This is a genomic window from Streptomyces sp. NPDC006923 (assembly GCF_040635655.1).
Lineage (GTDB): Bacteria > Actinomycetota > Actinomycetes > Streptomycetales > Streptomycetaceae > Streptomyces.
Genome location: NZ_JBEYIF010000007.1, coordinates 347450 through 367638, shown reverse-complemented (window position 1 = coordinate 367638; position 20189 = coordinate 347450). Strand labels below are relative to the sequence as shown.

Sequence of the window (20189 nt, the reverse complement as noted above, 5' to 3'; positions counted from 1 at the left end):
GTACGGATTCGGTGAGAAGGAAGTTCATGCGTAGCAAGGGCATTCGGGTGAGCCGGTTCCAACGGGTCGGTTCAGCCGTCCTCGGGCTGCTGTTGGCGGGTGTGGCGGCCACACCCGCCCATGCGGAGACCGTTCGCTCCCGGCAGTGGCATCTCGACACGCTGAGAGCCGACGAGCTGTGGAAGTCCAGCACCGGTGAGGGTGTCACGGTCGCGGTCATCGACTCGGGCGTAGCGCCGGTACCGGACCTTGAGGGGCAGGTCCTCAAGGGCAAGGATCTTTCGGTGAAGCCGGGCGACGAGCGAGAGGACCTCAGCGAGCACGGCACCGGCATCGCGGCGATGATCGCCGGTACGGGTGACAGCCATGGTGGCGACGGGGCTTTTGGACTTGCTCCGGGTGCCAAGATCCTTCCTGTCCGGATTGACTTCGGAGCCGGTGAGCGAGGCGACGCCAATATGGCCGCCGCGATTCGCTTCGCGGCCGATTCGGAAGCGAAGATCCTCAACATTTCCGTCGCGGGACTGTACGAGGGCCCGTCGTTGCGGGAGGCGGTGACCTATGCCCTGGACAAGGGCAAATTGATTTTCGCCGGTGTGGGCAATGACGGGGAGAACGGGAACGCCGTTATGTATCCCGCGGCCACGCGCGGCGTCGTCGGCGTGGCGGCGGTCGACAGGAACATCAGTGGCACCAAGGAGTCACAACGCGGCCCACAGGTGGATCTGGCCGCGCCGGGCGTCGACATCATCTCCGCGTGCAGTGGTGAGACCGGTCTCTGCAAGAGCCACGGCACCAGCGACGCGTCAGCCCTCGCCTCCGCCTCCGCCGCGCTGATCTGGGCCAAGTATCCGGACTGGACCAACAACCAGGTCCTGCGCGTCATGCTCAACACGGCCGGCGGCCCCACCAGCGGTGCCCAGCGGAACGACTCCATCGGATACGGCTTCGTCCGTCCTCGGATCGCCCTCAAGACCCCTGGTGATCCTGGGCCCGCCGATGAGTATCCGCTGCCTGACTTCGCGTCGGGCGCGGCCAAGTCGCCCGCGCCGGAAGCCTCCGAACCCGCCCAGGGCGTCGAGGACGACGGCAAGAACGCGCAGCAGCCCGCCGCTGCCGCGCCCGACGGCGGCAGCGGCCCCGGTCTCTGGATCGCGCTCGGCGTCGGCGCGGCCGTTCTCGTCGGTGCCGCCGTGGCGGTTCCGCTCGTCCGCTCGCGCCGCAGAGCCGCCGCACAGGCGCACCAGCCGCCGGTCCCCGCCTTCGCGCCCCACGGGCAGCAGTCGTACGGGCAGCAGCCGTACCAGCAGCCGTCCTATCCGCAGCAGCCCTATGGCCCGCCGCAGTCCGGCCAGGGACCGGATCAGTCCTACGGGCCGCCGCCGGGGCCCGGCCACTCCGGCTGATCGGGCCCGAGGGGTCCGGCAGGCGAGAGGCGCGGTGACGTGCCTCACGCCTGCCGCGCGGGGACGAATCCGCGCGCAGGGAACCGGACCGGCCCGGTTCCCGCATCTCGACTTTCGCAACGGGGGAAACATGTCGTTCGACGATGAATGGGCAACAGCCCGGACGAGTGCCACAGCCAATGTGAGCATGCGGCTGAACCAGGTCCCGGGTGATCCCGGCGGCGGGGGCAGTGTGGACCTGAGCGTCAACCAGGACAAACTCGGGAGCATCGGCGGCGCGGCGTACGAGCTCTACGACAGGCTGACGGCCGACGGAAACCACGCCCGCGCCAGCACGTCCGACGCCGCGACCATGCTGACGGCGAGTGGCTTTCTGACGGGAGCCGCGATGCGGACGGTCCACGACACCTGGAATTCACAGCTTCAGACGTTGCTCGACGCGTGCGCGAACATCTCCAACCACCTTGACTACAGCGCGGCGTCGCACGCCAAGGAAGAGGAGAAAATTCAGGCCGCCCTCGCGGCATCCCGGATAAACGAGTACTTCAAGTAACGGCGGGGACGGCTGTGCTGAGCTTCAATGATGTCTATCTGGCTCCGCTGGACAAGCTGAAGACCGCGGCGGACGACTGGTCGGCGATGACCACGAAGCTGGAGAAGCTTGCCGAGGACGCTCATTCCACGATGGCGGCGAAGGCCAGGGACGAGTACTGGCGCGGGGTGAACGCCGATGTGACAAAGCCGTTCGTCGACAAGACCGCCAAGGAGTTCGACGACGCGGCGAAGGCGGCCAAGGGGATCAAGCTGATCCTTGAGGACGGATACGCGGCCTTCAAGAAGGCGAAGGACGACCTCAGGAAAATAGCGGAGACGGAAGCGCCGGCCCAGGGGCTCATCGTCACCGCGCACGGGAAGGTCGAAGCCTCGTATCCCCTTCAGAACGACCAGGGCGCGCGGCACGATCCGGACTACAGCGACCTTCTCCGGCAGCAGAACGCCAAGATCGATGCGATGCAGCGGCGGATCGACGCCGTCGTGGAGACCTGCGACGACGCCGACGTGTCGACGTCCAACGCGCTCAAGGCCAATATCACCGGCGATCAGCACAACTTCAGCGCGCCCACGTACAGCAGCCTCGACGCCGAAGAGGCGCGCCGCGCCATCGACCTGGCGAACAAGGGCCGTGACCTTACGCACACCGAGCTTCAGCAGCTCAATGAGCTGCTGAAGGACAACAACGCGTCACGTGAGTTCTCCAGGACGTTCTACGACGGCCTGGGCCCCAAGAAGTCCCTGGAGTTCTTCGGCCAGTTGGCCACGGACACCTATGACTATGCGAAGCTCGACAAGGAACGGCTCAAGGACGTCCAGGAGCTGCAGAAGAACCTGGGTCTCAACCTGGCCACCGCCACCAGTCCCGCCGGCGGCAACGACGGGTGGGGCCAGAAGTGGTCCGATGACATGCGGAAGCTCGGCACCGAGCGGATTCCGCTGATCAGGAACGACATGAACCCGCCGTACGGGTACCAGCTCCTCGGCGGCATCATGCGGTACGGGAATTACGACCCGAAATTCCTGAACCCGATCGCCGAACATGTGGTCCAGCTCCGTCAGAAGGACCCGTACATGTTCGCCGACTCGAAGTCGATGGGCGGCTGGCAGAAGAACCTCTTCAACCCCTCGGGGGTGAACGGTTCCGGTTATGACCCGGTCGTCAGCATGCTGGAAGCTCTCGGGCACAGTCCGGAAGCGTCGAAGCAGTTCTTCTCGGCGGAGCCCACGGCGTACAACGAGGACGGCACCGTCCGTACGGGTGCCACCGCGGACCTGGGCAAGGACAAGGACGGCGGTGTCATCGGAAGCTACCTCGACTACTTCGCCAACGAGGACTACGAGTCGTTCCCCGACATCGACGGGCACAGCCCCGACGACGCGGCGAAGTCCGTGGCGTACATGCCGGACGCACTGGGCCATGCCCTGGAGTCCGCGACACTCGGGTATCCCTGGGACGCCCCGGATCCCAACGCCGTCCGGGACGAGAAGAGCGCCGGGATCATGGTGGACGTCGTGGAGAAATACGGACAGGACGCCGGTCTGCTCAAGCACCAGGAGGCATTGGCGGACAGCATGGGCAACATGGGCGCCGGCTATATCGACGACATCAACTGGGCGTTGGAGGAGAACGACGCCGGAAGCATCTTCGCGCCGGACAAGAATCCCTCCGGGCACGCGGAGTTGGGGCGTGACGACGCTCGCCGTTTCCTCAGTGCCCTGGGCCAGCACCCCGACGCGTACGCCTCCGTCACCACCGCCGAGCGGATTTACACCTCCAGCATGCTGGAGGCTCAGGTCGGCCAGGACGGAAAGATTGATCAGGGTGCGGCGCGGGCGGCCGTGGGTATCGGTGCGGAGGTGCAGGGGATGCTCGACCAGTCGCGTGCCGACCAGGTCGAGGCGGAGGGCCTGAAGAAGCACGAGGACTACGAAAAGGCGCAGCAGCAGCGTTCCGCCTGGGTCGAATTCGGGACGACCTCCGCGATCGCCGCCGGTGTCGCGTTCCTGCCGGCCACAGCCGCCGCGGCCGGAGCGGCGGCCATTCTGGTTCCCCTGGCCGTGGACACGGGCAGCGGGGCGCTGGAGCAGATCGCCGGCCAGGTCATCGGGGACTGGTCGGACAATTCGATCGACGAGAGCAAAGAGAAGCTCGAAGAACTGACCCGAGCGGAGAAGACGACCGTCTTCAGGGCTGGTGAGCACAGCGCGGAGTCGCCCATGAAGCACTTCCGTGACCAATACGGCATCGATATGAACAGCGACTTCGGCAGGGATCTGAAGGAGTCCGTCGACCTCGGTTACGCGAAGGGCAATGACCGGGAGAACCAGCAGGGAAATGATCCCGAGACCGGCTGAGACAAGAGAGAGAGTGAGATCTGTGAGGATACGGAACACCGCGCGGGCCGTAAGTGTCGCGCTGACCCTCGGCCTTGGTGTCTCGGCGTGCGGAGGCGGTGACGTCGACGAGCCGCGTTTCGTCGGTGCCGAGAAGGTGTGTGATTCCGTGTTCTCGGGCGACGACACGGCGGCCGTCGTGGAGAGGGCCATCGGTGACACGTCCTTCTTCGCGACCGGCGCCGGTGCGCTCGACAGGGTGGCCACCGCGGTCAAGGACGTCTACGCGGACGGCCAGGACGTCTACCGCGGCCAGAAGTTCTGCTCGGTCAAGGGCGAGAAGAGCGGTTCTGGGGAGATGGACATCAGCTTCGGCCTCTACAAGCCGGAAGACGCGTTGAGTGATCGCCACTCCGCGACCCAGCGGCCCTACGAACTCGGAAAACGAGCCCTGGCCGGGACCAAGAACTCGTCGCTCTATTTCGAGTGTGCGAGCCCCCGGCTGGACGGCTCGGACAAGGAGGCGGCGCGCATTCTGGGGGGTCTGAGCTATTCGGACCGTGAGCTGGAGGGGACTCGTGCCGAGCAGGAGGCCAACCTCACCGCTCTGTACGCGGCGTCCCTGGCGCTGGCGAAAAAGCTGGAGTGCGAGGACAACGCTGGGCTGCCCACGAAGGTGGTGCTTCAGCCGAAGTAGCCCCGGGCGGGGAAACGGGGCGTGATGCGAGGGTCAACATAGAACTGCTGCGCCACGGGGCCGAGATCGCTCTGATCCGTGACCTGTACCGCGCTCCAGGGTTCTGACCCGTTCCCCGGGCTCGGCCCGAGCCCACGCCTCGGCCCGACCAGGCGCGGAGAATCGCCGAGGCGACGTACCCAGCAGCGACAGTCTTCAGGGAGTAGCGACAGTCTTCAGGGAGTGGGGAGACCGAAGAGGAGGACGGCGCCCAGGATCGCTGAGGGAATGAGGAGAGCGGCGGCCAGTCCCGCCAGGCATCCGTACTTCGTCAGCCTGGCGCTCGTTCTCGCGTAGTCGTCGCTCTTCCGCATGTCTTCATCAAACCGCCTCGCCGGGTGCCGCCGCTACGGGCCCCGGCCTGGGCGGGCGGTACGGAACGGGACAGCTCTTACCCGGATACCCCGGCATAAAGGGTTTCGAAGCGCAGGTCAGCGCCCGGCTTCCAACAAGCTATCGAGCTTGTCGTCCGGTCTTGCACCTCCCTGTCCCACAGATCGTTCGCTTTACTCAGATCGGCGTCAGCCGGGCGGTTGGCGAAAGAATGCAGCAACTGCCTGACGTCTTCATGCAGGGGAGCGCCGTCATAAAGCGCAAGCCACGATGCCAGTGGATGCCGGCGGGCTACTCCTCTGTCTCTCAGGCGTTCCTGCACCCACGACATCGCATCCGCTGCCTTATTGTGCACGTCATAACACATGGTTCGAGTGGCGCGGTCACCGCGATGCACGACCGCATTGCGTGCGGACCATACGAAGTCGTGCAGGTCCCTGAGCTGCTGCCCATTCCCTTTGAGGTGGTGGATTATGACGTTCACCTTGCTCCTCACGGGTGCTTGGTCGATTCCATGACGGGTGAAGTCGCTTTCCTTCCATCCGTGATCCACGAGAATCCCTGTGGCGATGTGATGGAAATAGCCCTCCAGTGCGGCCTCATCCGCCACAATCGCCTCCGCCCACTCGCCCCGGGCGGCCCTGAGCGTCGAGCGTCCCATCCAGGAGAACAGCCGTCTCTTCGCAAGAGCGCCGTTCGCGGCTCCCTGTGTCATGTCGAATTCCATGTCCTCTGAGATCTCCTGTCCGTCCTGCTCGGCGGAGACTGACCCGAGGGTGGGGGCCGAGGGAAGTCGGACATAGAACGGCTCATTGGAGATTCTCGGATTGAGTCTGATGAGGCCGTCGCCCACAAGGTCCGCATGGCACATCGGACCGGCGACATGCTCCGTGGCGACCGTGGCAGTTCTCATACCTTCGTTGACGGCGTGCAGGATGCAGTCATAGAGATCATCGAAACGTACTTCATTGGCTACAGGATCACCAAGGGAATCCGGGACGTAGAGATCACTCCAGTCCGGCAGGACCGTTTTTATGTATACGCGCGACTCGGGAGGTCCTGCGGAAAGGTCCATGAAGTCCGCCTCGTGGGTCCACGAGGGGCGCGGTTCCTCATGGGTCACCACGGTACCCTCGTAGCTGTGCGGATTTATCCCGGTGTAAGCGCGCCCGTCGTTCAAGGTGAGAAACGTTACCTCGGCCTGGATTACCGAATCCCCGAAGTGTGTACCGACAACCGCAGAGAAGATCCTGTCGCCCTCTCTCGTCGCCGCCCACGGAATCACCGCGCACGCCCAGACTTCACACGAGAGGTCGCGTTCCTCTTTCATGTGCTCCCCACGATCGGTCGTTCGTCGAATGCGACGCATTTTAACCGTGGGACGCGGCCCGCAACTCGTGTTTTTCGCCTCCGGGCCGGATGCGTGAACGCGCCGAGGGCCAGGAATGGCTACGGGAGTGAGCGGCCGAAGCGGACACCGGCGACGGGACGGACACAGAGGTCCGATCGAGCGCGCTCCCGGGACCCCAACGACCCAGGGCCCCCGGGGACCCCAAGCTGTCACCGCAGCCACAGGAGAGCGGCCCCCGAGCCGAGACGGACGGCCCGAAGGGCGGCCCCCCCGAGGGGATGCCGCCCTTCTGCGTGGTCGGACCGGACCAGGTGGAGGCCGTGACCGGAATCGAACCGGCGTAACTCGCTTTGCAGGTTCGTCCGTGCTGATCACGGCCTCATCCGGGCTCGTTCGCTGGTGTTCAGTCCGGTACGGATGCTGGGCCTGAGGGGGCGCGACGTACGGTTTCGAACGGCCACGTACGGCCACGAACGAGACGAAAACTGAGACGGTGCTAGCGCGTCGACTTGGACGGTGTCTGAGGGATATAGGCCGGCGAGGTAGGCGGTGAAACGAGCTACGCCCTGCACTGCCTCCTGTGGGGAAGTTCGTGAGGCAGTGCCACCGATCTGGCTACAGGGCTGCTCCTGTCTACCGTCTCGGCCCACAGCCTGCCCACGAAGCTTTGCGCGTGGCGGTGGGCCAGCCTCCTGGTCCGCACCCTGAGTCATAGCTTCGGGGCAGACACCGCCACTCCCAGCCCCCGCCGTCACGCCGAGAAGCTAGGTTCTTGCCCGTTTCGTGAACACACGCTCAGCAACTCAGGCACTATGGTGCGAATCGATCGTTGTCGGCCTGGGGAGCTGCTGTGGTTCGTCGTAAAAGAGGCAGAGAGTCCAAACCTTCCGCCGTGCCTGAACCAGCCGCTACCCCGGCCACATTGGAAGCGTCACAGTCGCCAGTTGGGCTTCGCCTTCCGAAAGATGCCATTCGGCGCATCAACATCGGACAGTCATTCGCCGAGTATGACGCGGCTCTGAGCGATCCTGGCATCTATGTGCATACGGCAGCGCTTGAAGCAGCCCTGGATCCGGACAGTGAGAAGGTTTTCTTCGTAGGGCGGCGAGGTACCGGGAAAACGGCTGTCAGGAAATTTTGCGCGATGAACGGTGGTGCCACACGCGTCATCGTTCCGGAGATTTTCAGTCCCTCTTCAACTCTGCAAGAGATCGACCTCTTGACGAACGTCAAGGGTAAACCATTCAGGTCTCTCGTTTTTGCGTTCCGTAGAGCTTTGCAGATAGAGATTCTTTCGATGTGGCTCCAGGATCGACCTGGTCGCGACAGGCTAGCTGGCGAAATTCAGAGCGAGCTTGATGAATATGCGGCTATGGATTTCGACCTTCGCTGCCTAAGAATTATTGCGCGAGTTAGCGGTGCCCTCGCTGACGGCGACGATGAGCGTTGGCTGGCCGAGAATAAGATCGCGAAGCGGGTTGCGGATGAGATGAAGCAACTGTCCGCCGAAGGGCTCGCCACCCACACAGTATTGATCGATAGCATCGATGACTATTGGGAGGGAAGCGACGAGGGGCTGATCTACCTAACTGCATTCATGCATGCATGTCAGGAGATTTCCACCCAAATCCCCTGGGCGCGCGCGATTATATTTCTTCGTGAGAACATTTATGAGCGCGTACGTGGACTCGATACGGAGTCCTCCAGACTTGAAACATCAGTAGTTGGCATGGAGTGGAATGAACGCCAACTATTGGAGGTTATTGAAAAGCGTTTGAATCGAAACCTTACTGCAAAGTTCGGGCTGCGTGGTGCGACCTGGCAGGCATTCTTTGAATATCCGGACGAGGCGTGGAGCAACGTTCTTGAATATTGCCAAAGGCGCCCCCGTGACTTCCTGATCTACACCAGCAACGCAGTGGAAGCTGCGCAAGGAGCCGGCCACGATAAAATTCTTCTTGAGGATGTTCAGCAGGCGCGACGTCGATTCTCTACTAACCGATTCCGCGACCTAGGCGACGAGTACTCGGAGAACTTCCCGCAGGTTGCTACCGTGCTGTCTCGATTTTATGGGCTCGGCAACTCCTTTACGTTCGGCGCAATTGAGGATCTCATCAGAAATCTGATGAAAGATCCAGAAGTTGTGCAACTGTGCGGCTCATGGCTATACGCCAACGCTTCCCCCGAAAAGTTCATCCGTCTTCTTTATGATATTGGGTTCGTTGGGATTCGTATTGCAGGGAAGAGTCCTAAGTTCCGTGCTCTAGGGCCGCTCGACACCAGCCCTCCCCCCGTAAGTAACGCTACTGACGTCGTCATCCATCGTTGCTACTGGGATGCATTGGACCTCCAGGATAACTTGGTTAGAAGCATTCCTGATGACGCCGAGTTTGGAAAAATTGGGAAGATTGAAGATCTGCCGGGAGGTATCGACAGGACCGAGTATGTCGCCCATGTTGAGATGCTCATGGAGGATATCAAGCAGATTGAACTAGGCACCGCCGGTGCGCAAGATTTTGAAGAGATAGTCGGCGATGTGATTCGCCTCTGCTTCTTTCGCTCCCTCGGGAACGTAGAAGCCAGATCGCGAAGTCACGACGGCCGAGTTGTACGGGACTGGATTGCTTCCAACCGTGCAAGTGATGGTTTCTGGGAAGCTATGCGCACCAGATACGGGGCCACCCAGGTCATCTGGGAATGCAAGAACTATGCGGAGTTGCATGCAGACGACTTCCATCAGTTGAGCTACTACCTCAATGAGTTCAGCGGCGGATTTATTGTCGTAGTTTTTCGAGGTGAGATGAAGCCTGCTTACTACGGCCACATTAAACGCATCGCAATGCAGAACAGATTTGTCCTGCCATTGAACGAAAAAGATCTAATGGTCTTTTTACGGCAAGCCCGAAATGGGAAGATCAAAGAGGATCACATTCAGGACAAGTACGACGGTGTAGCCCGCAAACTAGGGTAGCCCTTCAGCTCTGTGGGACGCGGGGGGCTCACATACGCCGATTGGGCCCTCTGCGGCTTGAAGCGTAGAAAGAAAGTTGACTCAACGGCTTTCAAGACCACTGGCTCTGCCACAACCACATCCCCGCTGACCTGCGTAGGCGTCTCTTGAGACGTAGTGATCGTTATTCCTGGCCTGCATGTGGCCCCACAGTGGAGGTGGGTCAGCCTTCCCGTCTCCCATCCGCAACCCCCGGCTACGGTGATCGGTGTGACGCCATCTTTGACGCGGTTCTCTCTCAGCTTGGGTCGTTGGTACGTTCGCTACGTGCCGGGGACGTTCGGCAAGGCCCCCTTGGTTGCGCGGTCCTTGAACGCCGGCCTACGGGAGCAGCCACGGCGTGCCGTGGCACGCACTGTCTTCGGTGACCGGTTCGACGTCGATACCGTCGACTTGATTCAGCGCTTCATCTACCTGTTCGGAGTGTGGGAGCCGCACCTCTCGCATTGGCTCCGGGCTCGCTTGCGACCGGGTGACGTGTTCGTAGACGTTGGGGCCAACATAGGCTATTTCAGCGTGCTTGCGTCGCGGCTGGTCGGCGACGGTGGAAAGGTTATCTCGATCGAGGCATCGCCAGAGTTTCACAGGCGGCTGCTAATTCAGGTCCATTTGAACGAGTACAGGAATATTCGCGCAGTGAACTGCGGTGTCTCCGATAAGTCGGAAACTTTGCGATTCGCGCTGGCCAGCTCTCAGAACATGGGGGCAAACAGCATTGTGCCGTACGACGGCCCCATAGAATCCAGCTTCGAAATCGATGCTCACCCATTGGCGGAAATCCTCACCAGCGAAGAAGTGGCCCGAATTCGCGTCATGAAGATTGATGTCGAGGGCGCCGAAGGAGCTGCTGTGAGAGGTCTTCTTCCGATTCTCGACCAGTTGCGGCCAGATGCTGAAATTGCGGTCGAGGTAACGCCCGGCCGAATGGCGGAACTCGGATATTCCGTTACGGAGTTGATCGACGCCTTCAAGGGGCGCGGTTTTCACGTATACCGGCTCGCCAATGACTACGACGCATCGGCCTATCCGGCAACTCTCCGACGAGCCCCCCTAGCCCCTGTCAGGTGGCGCGGGCCGGTAGTGGAGGAAAGCGACCTGGTGTTTTCTCGGGTGGACGCTGACACTCTGCCCTGACCTCGCCCAACGCGAGGGGCGGTCTCCCGCCAACAGTGCCGGGCCCTCTATGATCAGGCGGTCGCTAGTCGAAGTGCCTTATGTAGGGGGACTGTTGGACATCCTCGGTCAGCTTGTCACGATCGCCGCTGTCCTTCTGGGTGCGATCACGACGCACGTCACCAACCACTTGATGGAGCGCCAGCGCAAGCGTGATGCCCTACTCACGCGCTGGGATGAAAAGAAGCTTGATTCTTACGCGGAATACATCGACAAGGTCCGCACTTGTATTTATGCGGCAGTGCTCCTCTATGAGGTTCACAACAACATGAGAGCAATCGAGCGCGGCGAACATGAATTGACGCTTGAGCTTGCTGAAGCTGAGGGCGGTCGCGCTCGTTCCTTCGAGCGCGTGATGTTGCTGGCTGAAGATGGGGTGATCGAAGCGGCACATAAACTAAACGCCGCTTCGCTTGCTATTGACTGGCGCGCACGCGGGGCAACACAGGGAACCTTGGAGGAGTGGCGGGAACTGCACAAGGTTGCCTTTGCTGCCATCAACGGTTTCCACGAGGCCGCGCGTGATGATCTCGGCGTCAATGGGAAGTTTCACGGCGACCAGCACTCCTCCAAGGATTTGATCCTTCCTGGCTCTAGGAGGGATGAGGGCGTTTGAGCCGCAGACCCGTTTCGGTACATACAAAAGGGACGTGCCGGAATTTGACTGGCCCGGCGCGTCCCTGACTGTCTGCATTCAGTTCGCTTTGAAGCGCCAACCTTTGAGCGCTGCAAGAGCTTTCGCTCTCGCCTCGACAACCGCCATGCGAGCTTCGCGCTCACCTTTGTGGGTATGGGCGGCCTGACCCGTCACCTGGCCGGGCCACTTCCGGTAGAGAAGGCCGGTCTCCGCCGTGAACCATCCCCGACTTACTGCGTCGAGTGCGAGCAACAGTCCAGTGTCCTCGGAGGCCGGCAATGCCATCCAGCCGCCTAGGGCTAGGAGAAGATCCCGCCGGACGAACAGCGTGGCGGGGTGGACCGGAGCACGGAAGTCGTGTGCCTTCCAGTGCGTCAGAACGGTGCCTCGCTCCAAGACGCCCTGCGGGGGGTCTTGGTCGAAACCGAGCGTCGAACCATCCGGCAGAAGATCAAGCACACGGGACGTTGCCCAACCGACGTCGGGGTTGTCCGTCAGCGCAGCAAGGTCCCGCGCGAGCGCTCCCGGGGTGAGCTTGTCGTCCGCGTCAAGCACCTTCACGTACTGGCCTTCAGCGCGGGCGAGAGCCATGGTGCGGGCCATGGCGGCACGACCGGAGCGGCCCTGTTCAAAGCTGATCCGGCGGTCGTCAGGGACGTGCGGGGAGACCCCTGCGGATTCCCCGTCTTCTTGGATGAGCCACTGCCACTCCCAACCGTCCGGGAGCTTCTGTTCACGCAGAGACGAGTAGGCCGCGGGCAGGAAGTGGGCGCTTGGCTCGTGCACTGCGGTGACGACGGTGATGAGACCGGTCATGACTGCCACCTGTTCAGGGGAGTGGTGAACACCAACTCTGTACGGTCGCCGGGCAGAGTCACGTGGGATACCTCTACCACCCGCCCGGTGACGTCGATCGAGGTCTTCCAGAGGATGAGCACCGAGACGCCGGCCGTCAGGCCAAGAGCTTCGGTCTCTTCCACGGTGGGAGGTCGCGCAGTGAATCGTTCGGTGATCCGTTCAAGTTCGATGCCGATCGTGTGCAACTGGTTCTGCGTACCGCCGGGCCACGGCTCTTTGCTGGCGTCGAGGAGTTCCGGATTGCGCGCGACCACGTCGTGGACGAGGTAAGACCGTACGAGGTTGAAGGGCGAGTCTTCCTCGCGGTACCTGGTTCGGTAGAGCCGCTCCAGCAGCGGAGTCCCGGTAGGCACACCGAAGATCTCGGCTAGTTCCTCGGTGGCGTCCACCTTGCCGTACTCGGCATGAAACACCAGGTCATTGATCGTCAGCCCGGTGTCGTGTTCGGTTGCGCCGGTCGTCTGCCGAACCTCTACGGAGCCCCGCGCGCGGTCCTTCTCCCACTGGTGACGCTCGTTGGTCCGCTCCACGCGCTTCCGGGGCTTGCGAACGAAGTTGCCGCGCCCGTGACGCTTCTCGACAAGCCCCTCTACCTGCAACACGCCGAGCGCCTGCCGGATCGTTGGCAGGCTCACCTTGTGCTGCGTCGCAAGCGCAGTCTCGGAGGGCAGGCGCTCCCCTGGAACTCGCTGACCTGCGCGAATCTCGGATCGAAGTGCGTCAGCGATCCGCTCGTACCGCTTGGCCATGTAGTGCTCACCGTCCCTGGTTGATCGGGCTTGCTCAGCATAAGTCCTCATGAGGTGTTGACGACTCCCGGGTGGAACCGTCATAGTCATGGAACTCCTAAGGAGGAGTTGAGGACAGGACCTCATCATGAGCGTCTGTGGTCTCTCATTTATGCCCGCTCTCGCAGCCGGGTGTACCGAACAAGCGCCCCGAGGGTCCCGCCAAGAGCGGGAGTGAGCCCGAAGGAAGCGCTCGTTCCTTGAGAACTCAACAGGGTGCTTTGAGATTGACGGGGCTCGACCCCGTCCCCGTGACGGCCGGGTGAGGTCCGTCGACCCCGGTATCCAGCCGCGAGGGCGCGGAATCGACATCCGCCCGGGGTCACGTGGCCCGCCGCGACGTGCGGCGCCGGCCCTCATCTTCGGACGCGGCGGCACTCCCGGACAGGACAGCCCGCCGCGCCGAAGTTTCATCCCGACGCAGTCAGGAGTACTTGCATGACCGAGCGCATCATTCCCGTGGACATCGTCGGTCCGATCGCCCTGGACCTGACGATGAACGCCGGCAGTATCCGCGTCGTTGTCGACCCCGCGCTGAAGCAGGCGCGCATGGTGCTGACGACGGACGCCGCTTCCGGCCCGTCGGCCGACGCGATCCGCGACACCACCATCAGCCTCACCGGACAGAACCTCAGGGTTCGCGTCCCGGACGTCGCCGGCGGCGCCGGTGGCAACACGACTATCCGCATGGGTGGCAACACCATGACGTTCTCCGGTGGCAACGGCGTGCAGATCGTCAACGGCAACGTCCACATCACCGGCCGCGGTGGCGGCAAGGTCTTCGTCAACGGCCACGAGGTCACCGCCACCGGCCCGGCCGGGGACGCGGTGACGCCGATCAGCGCCGTCGTATACCTGCCCAAGCTGTCGGTGGCCGCCATCAGCACGAACAGCGCGATCACGGTCGTCACGGGCTCGCTGGCCCGGTTGGAGTACGACGGAACGTCCGGGACGCTGACCGCTGAGCGGGTCGGTGACCTGGAAGCCACCGTCACCAGTGGCAGCGTCATCGTCGGCGAGGTGAGCGGTCCGCTGGACATCAACCTCACGTCCGGCAGCGTCAACGTCGGCGCCTACAGCGGCCACAACGCCCGGCTGAACCTCACCTCGGGCAGCGTCCGCATGGCCGCGACCTCGCAGGCCACGGGCCGTCTGTCCGTGAACGCCACCTCCGGCAGCGTCCGCGTTACCGGCGCCGGTCACCTGGACGTCCGCCGCCGGGTGACCAGCGGCCACGTGCAGATCAGCTAGCACCCGCCCCGGACCGCGCCCCTTCCCCTTTTCCGGACAGGAGTCCGCCGCCGATGCCCGCTGCCACGTTCGCCGCCGTGTTCATCGCCCTGTATGTCGCCCACAGCGTGGGTGACCACTGGGTTCAGACCTCACATCAGTCCGCGCACAAGGGCCGTCCCGGTTGGGTCGGCCGTCTCGCGGACGCCCGGCACGTCGCCACCCTGACGCTCACCAAGCTGGCCGTGCTCATCCCGGCCGCCGCGCTGCTGGGACTGCACCTGTCGGTGTCCGGTGTCGTCGTCGGCCTCGCGGTCGACGCGGCCTCGCACGGGTGGGCCGACCGGCGCACCACGCTCGCGTGGCTGGCCCGGGTGACCGGCAAGGGCGAGTTCTACCGGCTCGGTGCCCCGCGCGCCGGCCGTGACGACAACCCGCACATCGGTACCGGCGCCTACGCGCTTGACCAGTCCTTCCACTACCTGTGGCTGCTGGTTGCCGCGCTGATCATCGCCACCGTCTGACCCCCGCTCTTCGCGGGGCGGTCGCACTCCCGGACAGGACAGCCGACCGCCCCGCGCCTATCCCGACGCATCCAAGGAGAGATCCACCATGCGTATGCGCATGTACGTCGCCGGCCAGGAAGCGCACGGCGACTTCGAGTTCGCGGAACTGGCGCTCGGTATCGACGTCGACCTGTTCCGGGGGCCGTTGGAGTTCGAGACGGACGGCGAGCGTGCCGCCCGTGAGGACGCGGCCCGTGACATCCTCGCCGACCTGCGTGCGGAGGCGGAGGCCGGTGACGAGGTCGCCGGTTGGGACGCCCTGTACGCGGACGCGCTCACCCACACCATTCCGTTCCTGCGCTCCGTGCGCGCCCACCGGGCGGGGACGGGGGAAGCGGCATGAACGAGACCCGCAAGCCTCTGACGAGGGTTCAGGTCGGTGTCCTGACGGCCGCGTTCGTGCCGATGCTCGCTACGGGCGTGGTCGGCGGGATCGGCACGTACAGCAACATCGGTCACGCCTACGGCACGGGGACCGCGCTCGGTGCGCTCGGTGCCGGTGAGGGCGCCACAGCCGTTCTCGCCCTGGTCCTGCTGGGACTGACCATGTTGGGCCAGTCCTCGCCGCGCGTCGTACGGGCGGGACTGTGGGCCCTGCCGACGGCCGCCGCCGTCATGGGCGCCATGGCCGCGCCGGACCCGGGACGTACGGTCGTCTACGCGCTGACCCCGATGGGCATGTCCGTCTCGGCGGAGGGCATGGCCTTCCTCGCCCGCCGGATCGTCGTCCACACCGACGGCCGTGACGCGGAGAACGAGCGGCACACCGCCGACATCGTGCAGGCCCTCGCCTACCACCGGGCGCGCGCCGCTCACCACCCGGTCGACCGGGTGCGGAAGCGTTCGGATCGGGCGTCGTGGCGTCTGGCCCGCAAGGTCGGGGCCGGGGACGCCGCCCTCGGATCGAGGCTGCTCGATGTCCAGCGGGACCGGATCACGGATGGCGCGGATGCCGCGCTCGCCTCGATGTTCGGCGGCGCGACCCCCGTCCTCGCCCCGATTCCCGACGACGACGCAAATGCGGAGGAATCGACTGGAAGTAGTCGAGAACGGTCTACCTCTGACCTGCGTGTATCGAGCACTCCCACGGTCCTGCTGACGCGGCTTGTGGTGCCCGATCCGGCGCCGGTCGATCTCGGAAAGTCGGGCGTCGGCATGAAGCCGATGCCTGCCGCCATTTCGATGGTGAAGCCGGTCCCGATCGCCCCGGCACCCTCCCGTCCGGTCCCCGCCGCGTCGACCGCGCCGCGCAGGGCGACGGGCCGCGTCCCGGTCGCCGCCAAGTCGACGCGCACCCGCCGTACTCCCGAACAGCTCATGGCGGAAGCGCGCAAGGCGACGGCCGGCCTCACGGACGGCGAGGTGACGGGGGAGGGCATCCGCCGGGCCCTGCGTACCTCGCCCGCCAACGCCCGCAAGCTGCGTGACGCCCTGCTCGCCGAACGCGCCACCACGGCGGTGGCACCGTGAATACCCTCGCCGCGCTCTTACCGGCGCTGCCCGCCCTCGGATGGGCGGTCCACGCCCGATGGCTGCACAGCCGGTTGACCACCGCCCGCCGCGACCCGCTCACCGGGTTGTGGACGCGGGACGCGTTCACCCGGCGGGCCCGCCGCCTGCTGCGCGACCCGCGCGCTGTGGTCGTGCTGGCGGACGTCGACCACTTCAAGCAGATCAACGACACCCACGGCCACGCCGCCGGTGACGTGCTGCTCGCCACCGTCGCCGCCCGCCTCGCCCACGGAACCACCCCCGGCGGGGTTGTGGGACGGCTCGGCGGGGACGAATTCGCCGCCGTCGTGATCGACCGCGACGGCACGATGCCCGATCGGCTGCACACCCTGACCCGCGTTCTCGCCCGGCCGGTCGACAGCACCTCGGAGGTGCACACCACGGTGTCGCTGGGGTGGGTACGTGCCGCCGACCACCCCGGTGAGGACCTGTCCGTCCTGCTGCGCCGCGCTGATGAGGCCATGTACGCGGCCAAGCGGTCCGGCCGGTCCGGTCCTCGCCGGGCCCGTCTCGGGCGGCTGCTCGGGTCGGTGGCCGGCCGTCGTCCCGGACGGCGCGGCGCGGCATGAGCACGCTGCCGGTCTTCCGGTGGCACCTCGCCCCGGACGGCTACGCCACCCGCCGCCAACTACGGGCCCGCGACCTGCGCCCCGGAGGGCAGGACGTCGCCGCGCAGCTCGAACGCCCCCGCCGGCGGGGCCGCCCGCCGCTGGTCGCCTACTTGTACCGCGTCGACCTCGCCCAACCGGTCCGGCCGATGACGCCGGGCCGGTGGCGGGCCCACGCCGCGATGATGCGCGCCCGCCGTACCTGCCCCGAGTGCCACCGGGACGCCGGATACGTCATCCCGCCCACGCTCGGAACCTGCGTGACCTGCGCCTATCCCGAAGAACGGCGCGCCGCCTGACCTGCGAGGGGTACAAACCGTACCCCTCCGCGAAGGGGTACGGACTGTACCCGTTACCGCCCAGTAGAGCCCTCATCATCTCTGCACCGGGTCCGGCCGCCCGACCTTCCACAGCAAGCCGGCCGGACCCTTCGACTCCCGAAGGAGTACGTACATCGTGACCGAGACCACCACGTTCACGCCCACCGGGGACCCGGAGGGCACCGAACAGCCGACGGCCGACATCGTGCCGTTCCCGCTGAAGAAGAAGACCGACCCTGACCCGACCGCCCCGGGTGAGGGTGTGGTGAAGCCGGGGGAGTGGGAGGCCGAACTCCCCGACACCGACGACCCGGAGGCCGAAGGGCTGAGCGAGGGGGCGCCGGTCGACCCGCCGCGCGAGGTCTACCCGCCCTCGGTCGCCGAATGGATGGAGGCCAAGGACAAGGCCCGTCTGCCGGTGCTGCCGGACTGGGTGAAGCTCCCTGACCAGCGCACGGCGGTCCGCAAGTGGGCCGTCCGGCACTACTCGGCCGTGGTCGGCTACCACGCGGTCCGCCTCCCGCTGGTCTACACGCCGAAGATCTGCATGTACTCGCCGCGTGGCGCGTGGCGGTGGTCGACCGCGATCGGCCGGTGGGTGTTCGACGCGGAAGGCAAGGGCCTGCGGCTCGCCTCCGTGGCCAACGAGGACGCGGCGGAGTACTTGAAGCTGTCCCGGCAGCGCAACGACCGCGTCCGGATGCGGGGGATCGTCGCGACGGTCGCCGGTTTCGTCGGCCTGGCCGCCGCGCTGACCCTGTACGTCATGGCGCCGTCGTGGCTGCTCATGCTGGCCATGGCGTCGCTAGCCACCACCCTCGGTGTGGTGGGGGCGCCGGCGGACCGGCCGCTCATCGACCTGGCCAAGGTGACGTTCCGCAAGCGGAAGCTGTCGTCGGACATCGTCATCCGCGCACACGAGGCGTCCGGGCTGACCACCAAGGATCAGACGATTGCCTTTCCGCGGCCGATCGGCCGGGACGGGGACGGCTGGCGTGTGGTCGTGGATCTCCCGTATGGCAAGACGTTCGAGGACGCGATGAAGGCTCACGCCCGTCTCGCCTCCGGTATGGACATCGCCCCCACTCAACTCTTTCTCGACAAGGACGAGACGAGCGGACGGCGGGTGTCGTACTGGATCGCCGACCGTGACCCGCTCGCCGTGCCGTCGGGCAAGTCGCCCTTGCTGGGGGCCACGCGGGTCGACTTCTGGAAGCCGTTCCCGTGGGGCGTGGATGAGCGCGGCAACCCGGTCATGGCCACCATGCTGTGGCTGTCCCTGCTGGTAGGCGCCGTGCCGCGTCAGGGCAAGACGTTCTCTGCCCGTACGATCGCGCTCGCCGCCGCGCTGGACCCGTACGTGCGCCTGTACCTGTTCGACGGCAAGGCGTCGCCGGACTGGCGCAAGTTCGCGCTGGTCGCGCACCGCATCGGGTTCGGCATCGTCCCCAAGAACGGGATCGACCCGGTGGGCCATCTGCTCGCCTCCCTGCGGGAGTTGAAGGCGGATGTGGAGGACCGGTACCACCGGCTCTCGGAACTGCCCCTGCACGTCTGCCCCGAGGGCAAGCTCACCCCGGAGATCAGCCGGGACAAGAAGCTGAACATGCCCCTCACGCTGTTCGTGGTGGACGAGGTGCAGGAGTACCTGACCCACCCCGAGCACGGCAAAGAGATCCTGTCCCTGATGGTCTACCTCGCCCGGGTCGCCCCCGCCGTCGGCGTGTCCGTGATGACGGCGACGCAGAAGCCGGACGACAAGGCGTGCCCGTCAGAGCTGCGTGACCAGCATCAGGCCCGGTTCGCCCTGCGGGTCGGCGCCTACCAGGTGTCGGACACGATCCTTGGTGCGGGGTCGTACTCGGAGGGGCTGGACGCGTCCAAGCTGCTGAAGTCCCACAAGGGCGTCGGTCTGCTCAAGGGCATGTCGGACGACTCCGGCATCGTGCGCACCTACCTCGCCGACGGCCGCGACGCGGAACGTGTTTTGACCAGGGCCGCCGCGTTGCGCGAGGCGGAGGGGACCCTGTCGGGCGACGCGGTCGGCGAGGTTCCGGCGGCGGAGACGTCCGCGACGATCCTTGACGACGTCGCGGCCGTGCTCGGCAAGGGCGAGGCCAAGGTGTGGTCGGAGACGATCGTGGACCGGCTCGCCGACCTGCGCCCGGACGTCTACGGCCCGTGGGCGGAGTTGGAGCCCAAGCCCAAGGCGGAAGCACTCACCGCCGCGCTCAAGCCGCACGGCATCGGCACGATGCAGATCAGTCGGCGCATCGACGGCGAGCAGGTCAACAAGCGCGGCATCAAGCGCGACGACATCGCCACTGCGATCACGCAGCGCAACCAGAAGCGGGACGCCGGATAGGTCGCGCAACCTGCTACCGGTAGCGGCGGACGTCGCTACCGGTAGCAACCCTGCTAGCGACCCAAACCGCCCCTGATCAGGTCGCTAGCGCATAGCGGCCGACCTGCGGAAACCCCCTCCCACCCCCTGAGAGGCCCCCTGATGAGCCTTGCCGCGCTCGCTGTCACCTTCCTGCTGACAGTCACCCTCGGTTACGTCGTCAAGTGCTGGCTGAGTCCCTTCGGGGACTGCCGCAAGTGCGACGGCATGGGCCACGACTTCAAGACCGACCGCAAGGGCAAGACCAAGCGCGGCCGTGACTGCCGCCGCTGCGACGCCACCGGCAAGCGCATACGCGTCGGCCGCTGGATCTACAACCGCGCCGCGCGCACCTACCGCGCCGGCACCCGCTGACCCCACCCGGAGGC

Annotated in this window: 19 protein-coding genes and 1 tRNA gene; 15 read left to right on the top strand and 5 right to left on the bottom strand. The window is 65.2% G+C overall.

Going from position 1 to position 20189, the window contains the following annotated elements:
* Positions 1-26: 26 nt before the first annotated feature.
* From mycP to ABZ707_RS17320, 4 genes are all read left to right on the top strand, one after another.
* Positions 27-1406, top strand: coding sequence for a type VII secretion-associated serine protease mycosin (gene mycP / locus ABZ707_RS17335; RefSeq protein WP_360174764.1), 1380 nt, complete (start codon positions 27-29; stop codon positions 1404-1406).
* Between the two features lie 130 nt (positions 1407-1536).
* Complete coding sequence (locus ABZ707_RS17330) at positions 1537-1959, top strand: hypothetical protein (protein WP_360174761.1); 423 nt, start codon at positions 1537-1539, stop codon at positions 1957-1959.
* A gap of 14 nt (positions 1960-1973) precedes the next feature.
* Entirely contained in the window at positions 1974-4316 is a 2343-nt protein-coding gene (locus tag ABZ707_RS17325; RefSeq protein WP_360174759.1) for a hypothetical protein, read from the top strand.
* A gap of 22 nt (positions 4317-4338) precedes the next feature.
* Positions 4339-4992 carry a hypothetical protein gene (locus ABZ707_RS17320; protein ID WP_360174756.1) on the top strand — a complete coding sequence of 218 codons (654 nt, stop codon included), beginning with the start codon at positions 4339-4341 and terminating at the stop codon, positions 4990-4992.
* Positions 4993-5207: 215 nt separating this feature from the next.
* Here the strand turns inward: ABZ707_RS17320 and ABZ707_RS17315 are convergent, their stop codons facing one another.
* From ABZ707_RS17315 to ABZ707_RS17305, 3 genes are all read right to left on the bottom strand, one after another.
* Complete coding sequence (locus ABZ707_RS17315; protein WP_360174753.1) at positions 5208-5345, bottom strand: hypothetical protein; 138 nt, start codon at positions 5343-5345, stop codon at positions 5208-5210.
* Between the two features lie 77 nt (positions 5346-5422).
* Complete coding sequence (locus ABZ707_RS17310) at positions 5423-6694, bottom strand: hypothetical protein (protein ID WP_360174750.1); 1272 nt, start codon at positions 6692-6694, stop codon at positions 5423-5425.
* 333 nt (positions 6695-7027) lie between these two features.
* Positions 7028-7094: transfer RNA gene (locus ABZ707_RS17305), tRNA-OTHER, on the bottom strand.
* Between the two features lie 513 nt (positions 7095-7607).
* Between ABZ707_RS17305 and ABZ707_RS17300 the strand changes: the two genes are divergently transcribed.
* The 3 genes from ABZ707_RS17300 (at position 7608) to ABZ707_RS17290 (ending at position 11514) form a co-directional block, all read left to right on the top strand.
* Positions 7608-9686: a hypothetical protein gene (locus ABZ707_RS17300; RefSeq protein WP_360174747.1), complete on the top strand. Its 2079-nt coding sequence runs from the start codon at positions 7608-7610 to the stop codon at positions 9684-9686.
* 249 nt (positions 9687-9935) lie between these two features.
* Positions 9936-10859 carry an FkbM family methyltransferase gene (locus tag ABZ707_RS17295; protein ID WP_360174744.1) on the top strand — a complete coding sequence of 308 codons (924 nt, stop codon included), beginning with the start codon at positions 9936-9938 and terminating at the stop codon, positions 10857-10859.
* A gap of 94 nt (positions 10860-10953) precedes the next feature.
* Positions 10954-11514 carry a hypothetical protein gene (locus tag ABZ707_RS17290; RefSeq protein ID WP_360174741.1) on the top strand — a complete coding sequence of 187 codons (561 nt, stop codon included), beginning with the start codon at positions 10954-10956 and terminating at the stop codon, positions 11512-11514.
* A gap of 78 nt (positions 11515-11592) precedes the next feature.
* Here ABZ707_RS17290 and ABZ707_RS17285 read toward each other — a convergent pair whose 3' ends face one another.
* A complete protein-coding gene (locus tag ABZ707_RS17285; RefSeq protein ID WP_360174738.1) occupies positions 11593-12351 on the bottom strand; it encodes a glycosyltransferase in 759 nt (252 codons plus the stop codon).
* A complete protein-coding gene (locus ABZ707_RS17280) occupies positions 12348-13142 on the bottom strand; it encodes a GntR family transcriptional regulator (RefSeq protein WP_161307398.1) in 795 nt (264 codons plus the stop codon). The genes ABZ707_RS17285 and ABZ707_RS17280 overlap by 4 nt, the downstream gene beginning before the upstream one ends.
* A gap of 477 nt (positions 13143-13619) precedes the next feature.
* Between ABZ707_RS17280 and ABZ707_RS17275 the strand changes: the two genes are divergently transcribed.
* The 8 genes from ABZ707_RS17275 to ABZ707_RS17240 all read left to right on the top strand — a co-directional run bounded on the left by ABZ707_RS17275 (position 13620) and on the right by ABZ707_RS17240 (position 20175).
* On the top strand, positions 13620-14432 hold the full coding sequence (locus ABZ707_RS17275; RefSeq protein ID WP_360174735.1) for a DUF4097 family beta strand repeat-containing protein: 813 nt from the start codon (positions 13620-13622) through the stop codon (positions 14430-14432).
* 53 nt (positions 14433-14485) lie between these two features.
* Complete coding sequence (locus ABZ707_RS17270) at positions 14486-14935, top strand: transcriptional regulator (protein ID WP_360174732.1); 450 nt, start codon at positions 14486-14488, stop codon at positions 14933-14935.
* 94 nt (positions 14936-15029) lie between these two features.
* Entirely contained in the window at positions 15030-15320 is a 291-nt protein-coding gene (locus ABZ707_RS17265; RefSeq protein ID WP_360174949.1) for a hypothetical protein, read from the top strand.
* The gene (locus tag ABZ707_RS17260) at positions 15317-16447 is read left to right on the top strand and encodes a conjugal transfer protein (RefSeq protein ID WP_360174729.1); all 1131 of its coding nucleotides are present in this window, start codon (positions 15317-15319) and stop codon (positions 16445-16447) included. Before ABZ707_RS17265 ends, ABZ707_RS17260 begins: the two co-directional genes overlap by 4 nt.
* Positions 16444-17058 (top strand): GGDEF domain-containing protein, encoded by a 615-nt coding sequence (locus ABZ707_RS17255; protein WP_360174726.1) that lies wholly within the window; start codon positions 16444-16446, stop codon positions 17056-17058. The genes ABZ707_RS17260 and ABZ707_RS17255 overlap by 4 nt, the downstream gene beginning before the upstream one ends.
* Positions 17055-17396: an RRQRL motif-containing zinc-binding protein gene (locus tag ABZ707_RS17250; protein WP_360174723.1), complete on the top strand. Its 342-nt coding sequence runs from the start codon at positions 17055-17057 to the stop codon at positions 17394-17396. The genes ABZ707_RS17255 and ABZ707_RS17250 overlap by 4 nt, the downstream gene beginning before the upstream one ends.
* A gap of 157 nt (positions 17397-17553) precedes the next feature.
* Positions 17554-19782 (top strand): cell division protein FtsK, encoded by a 2229-nt coding sequence (locus ABZ707_RS17245; RefSeq protein ID WP_360174720.1) that lies wholly within the window; start codon positions 17554-17556, stop codon positions 19780-19782.
* A 141-nt stretch (positions 19783-19923) separates the two neighbouring features.
* Positions 19924-20175 carry a hypothetical protein gene (locus tag ABZ707_RS17240; protein WP_360174717.1) on the top strand — a complete coding sequence of 84 codons (252 nt, stop codon included), beginning with the start codon at positions 19924-19926 and terminating at the stop codon, positions 20173-20175.
* The last annotated feature ends 14 nt before the right edge of the window (positions 20176-20189 follow it).